Source organism: Nocardiopsis lucentensis DSM 44048, assembly GCF_000341125.1.
Classification (GTDB): Bacteria; Actinomycetota; Actinomycetes; order Streptosporangiales; family Streptosporangiaceae; genus Nocardiopsis; species Nocardiopsis lucentensis.
This window is the reverse complement of record NZ_ANBC01000815.1, coordinates 1-3,404: the sequence shown is the minus strand read 5'-3', so window position 1 is coordinate 3,404 and position 3,404 is coordinate 1. Positions and strand designations below refer to the sequence as shown.

Below are 3,404 nucleotides of genomic sequence, written 5' to 3'. Positions count from 1 at the left end.
ACCGCCTGCCGGAGCCGCTCGGCGTCGACCTCGTCGAGCAGGGCGACCGCCGCACCCGACTCCTGGAGGTGGCGGGCGTTGTGCCGCTGCTCGTCACCCGCGGAGGTGGCCAGCGGGATCAGCGCGGCGGCCTTGCCGAGCGCGGTCAGCTCCGCGATCGTTCCCGCGCCGCTGCGCGAGATCACCACGTCGGCCAGTGCCAGCAGGTCGGGCAGCTCCGGGCCGACGAAGTCGGTCACGTGGTAGCGGCCGCGCAGTTCGGGGGCCAGCCCCCGCGACGCGTCGCGCAGGGCCTCCAGGTTGGCGGCGCCGCACTGGTGCACGACGTTGGCGCGGGTGAGCAGCCACGGCAGCAGGTCCCGGACGGTCCCGTTGATCTGGACCGACCCCTGGGCCCCTCCGGTCACGTAGACGGTGGGCAGCGACGGGTCGTGGCCGTCGAACCCGAGCGCCTCGGCCGCCCGGCCCGCCTGGCCGCGCAACACCTCCGGCCGGACCGGGTTACCCGTGATGACCGCGCGGTCGCGCACCTCGTCGGGCAGCAGCTCCGTGCTCGACGGCGAGGACACCGCCACCCGGGCGGCCCGCCGCGCGAGCACCTTGTTCGCCAGACCGAGGCGCACGGTCTGTTCGTGGACCACCAGCGGACGACGGCACATCGCCGCGCCCAGACCGACGGGGACCGCGACGTAACCGCCGGTGGCCAGCACGACGTTCGGGGCGAAGTCCGTGATGAGCCGACGCGCCTGGACCACGCCGCGCGGCACGTTGGCCATGTCGCGGAGGTTCTCCCTGGAGAGCATCCGCAGCGGGTTGGCCGCGCGGCGGATCTTGCCGACCTCCACCGACTCGAACGCGATCCCGTTGGCCGCCGCCACGCGCGCCTCCAGGCTGTCCGCGGCACCCACCCACAGGACGTTCAGGGATCCGCCCTCGGCCTCCAGCCGCTCTCGCAGGGTGTTGACGGCCGTCAGGGCGGGATAGGTGTGCCCGCCCGTTCCCCCGCCGGTCACGATCAGACGCAGTTCCTGGGTTCGGCTGTGGTTCACGGGTGTCCTGTTCTCTGCCCGGTCTCGGGAGCGCGCGGGCCGGGGTCTCGTCGGTCGAAGGGGAGGCCCCGTCGGTCCGGTCGGGTCCCGCCGGGGTCGACAAGCACGGTAGCCGCCCGCCGGACCCGGCGCACACGTGGAGGGCGACCCCGGGCGCCATGGCCGCCCCGGCGCTCAGCCGACCCGGCACCCGGCCGAGGCCATGCCCAGCCAGGTGTGCGGGTTGCGCTCCCAGCACCACCCGAGTTTGGGCGCGACCTTACTGATCCACAGCGCCGGGACCCGCCGGTCGCCCATGCGGGTTCCGCCCAGGGAGAAGCACGTGTTCTTGGCCAGGGCCTCCGGGTACTGCGTCACGATCGCGACGCCCTCCTCGATGGTGAGAGGGGTGCGGTCGCGCCCGGCGATGGTGGTCAGGGCGTCCAGCGGGACGGCGCCGCAGAACTCCTCTCCCCGGTCGACGTCGAACACCACGTACGCCCGCCCCTCGGGCAGGCCCAGGTCGTCGGTCGAGACGAACCTCTCCAGCTCCCCCGGGGCGTAGGAGTGGTCGATGAACCCGGGCCGGGTCCTCCCTGCGAGCGTGGTCAGCGGCACCGACTCCTCCAGGGGCACCAGTTCCCTGGTGACCACCACCAGGAACGGGATCCGGCCCTCGGCCGGCGGAGCCATCGCCGCCGCACGGGCGAGGACGGCCTCGCGCAGCGGCGCGAGGAGCGCGCGGAACGCGTCCTCGGCCATCCCCGCCCGGGCGGGGTAGCCCAGGTCGACCAGGGTGGCGGTCTGCCGGTCGAACTCTGCTCCGGCGTCGAACTCGGTCATGCTCTGGCCCTTCTGGTCGGGATGGGACGGACGGCGCGTGGTCGCGGACAGCGGAGGACCTCCCGACGAGGGAAATTTTACGACGGACATAAACTTACTCTTGGACTCATAATCTGTCAAACATAAATTTATGTCGAGTGTAAGATTCCCCCATGAGCAACGAACCCACAGGGCTCCGGGAGTCCAAGAAGCAGGAGACCAGGCGACTCATCTCCGACCACGCCACCAGGCTGTTCATGGCCAACGGGTTCGAGCAGACGACGATCGCCGACATCGCCGCGGCCGCCCGGGTCGCCAAGAAGACGGTCACGAACTACTTCGCGCGCAAGGAGGACATGGCCTTCGACCGTCAGGAGGAGTTCGTCCGGGGCCTCGCCCTCCTGGTCGCACTGCGCGAGGAGGGGGAGTCGGCCCTGGCCTCCCTGCGGCGGGGGCTCCTCGCCGGGATCCGGGGCCACGACCCGGTGATCGGGTTCTCCGGGCCGGAGTTCGCCCGCATGGTCACCGACAGCCCCACGCTGGTGGCCCGACTGCGCGACCTGCACGACCAACGCGAGGCCGCGCTCGCCGAGGCGCTGGCGGCCGAGACCGGAACCGGCCCCGACGACCTCGCCCCCCGCGTCGCGGCCGCCCAACTGGCCGCCGCGGACCGGATCCTGTTCCGCCGGGTGCAGGAACTGACCCTCCAGGGGTGGGACGACACGCGCATCGCCGAGACCGTGGCCGCCTCCGCCGAACGGGCCTTCACCCTCATGGAGGGCTCCCTCGGGGACTACGCCGTGCGTTGAGCCGCCCCGCCCGCCGCACCACGACCTCCCGGGCGAAGGTCTCTTGCGCTTTCCGCGTAGATCGTGAAGGTTTTCCACAGAACCTCCGGGACTCGTCACCGAACGTGTCCGAAAAGCTACGATGAGATCCCACTCGGTGTCTGGCCCACGCACAGCTTCCAGGGAGGAAGCCGGAAGGAGCCACGTTGACGCGACCGAAACGGAACCGACCCGCCCCCGGGGTCACCGCGGCACGGATCCGCGGCCCCCACACCGCGCTCCTGAGCGGCGCACTCGCCGCCGCGCTCGCCGCCCTACCGCTCCACGCGCCCCCCGCCGCGGCCGATCCGGAGTACGGGCACCGACACGGACCCACGGAGTGCGCGCCCGATCCGCTCGCTCCGCCCAAGCGCGAGATGCGCGCCGAATGGATCGCGAGCGTGGTCAACATCGACTGGCCCAGCGAGCGGGGGCTCAGCGCCGAGGAGCAGCGGGCGGAACTCGTCGGCCTCTACGACGAGGCCCGGTCCAACGGACTCAACGCCGTGTTCGTGCAGATCCGCCCCACCGCCGACGCCTTCTGGCCCTCCCCGTACGAGCCGTGGTCGGAGTGGCTCACCGGCGAACAGGGCCGGGACCCCGGCTACGACCCCCTGGAGTTCGCGGTCGAGGAGGCCCACGCCCGCAACCTGGAGTTCCACGGGTGGTTCAACCCCTACCGCGTGGCCATGCACGACGACCCGGACCGACTGGTCGAGAACCACCC

4 protein-coding genes are annotated in these 3,404 nt (G+C 72.1%); 2 read left to right on the top strand and 2 right to left on the bottom strand.

Annotated elements, in window-relative coordinates:
* Both D471_RS0128415 and D471_RS0128410 read right to left on the bottom strand, forming a co-directional pair.
* On the bottom strand, window positions 1–1,049 hold a 1,049-nt coding region (locus D471_RS0128415; protein ID WP_017601758.1), incomplete at its 3' end, for a UDP-N-acetylglucosamine--N-acetylmuramyl-(pentapeptide) pyrophosphoryl-undecaprenol N-acetylglucosamine transferase.
* 174 nt (window positions 1,050–1,223) lie between these two features.
* Window positions 1,224–1,871, bottom strand: a complete 648-nt coding sequence (locus tag D471_RS0128410; protein ID WP_017601757.1) for a DUF5701 family protein — start codon at window positions 1,869–1,871, stop codon at window positions 1,224–1,226.
* 152 nt (window positions 1,872–2,023) lie between these two features.
* Between D471_RS0128410 and D471_RS0128405 the strand changes: the two genes are divergently transcribed.
* Both D471_RS0128405 and D471_RS0128400 read left to right on the top strand, forming a co-directional pair.
* Complete coding sequence (locus D471_RS0128405; protein WP_017601756.1) at window positions 2,024–2,659, top strand: TetR/AcrR family transcriptional regulator; 636 nt, start codon at window positions 2,024–2,026, stop codon at window positions 2,657–2,659.
* A 185-nt stretch (window positions 2,660–2,844) separates the two neighbouring features.
* The coding region (locus tag D471_RS0128400; protein ID WP_017601755.1) for a glycoside hydrolase family 10 protein at window positions 2,845–3,404 on the top strand (560 nt) is incomplete at its 3' end.

Excerpts from the sequence above, each read along its gene's own strand:
- D471_RS0128410 (WP_017601757.1), bottom strand. The coding sequence starts at position 1,871 with ATGACCGAGTTCGACGCCGGAGCAGAGTTCGACCGGCAGACCGCCACC.
- D471_RS0128405 (WP_017601756.1), top strand. The coding sequence starts at position 2,024 with ATGAGCAACGAACCCACAGGGCTCCGGGAGTCCAAGAAGCAGGAGACC.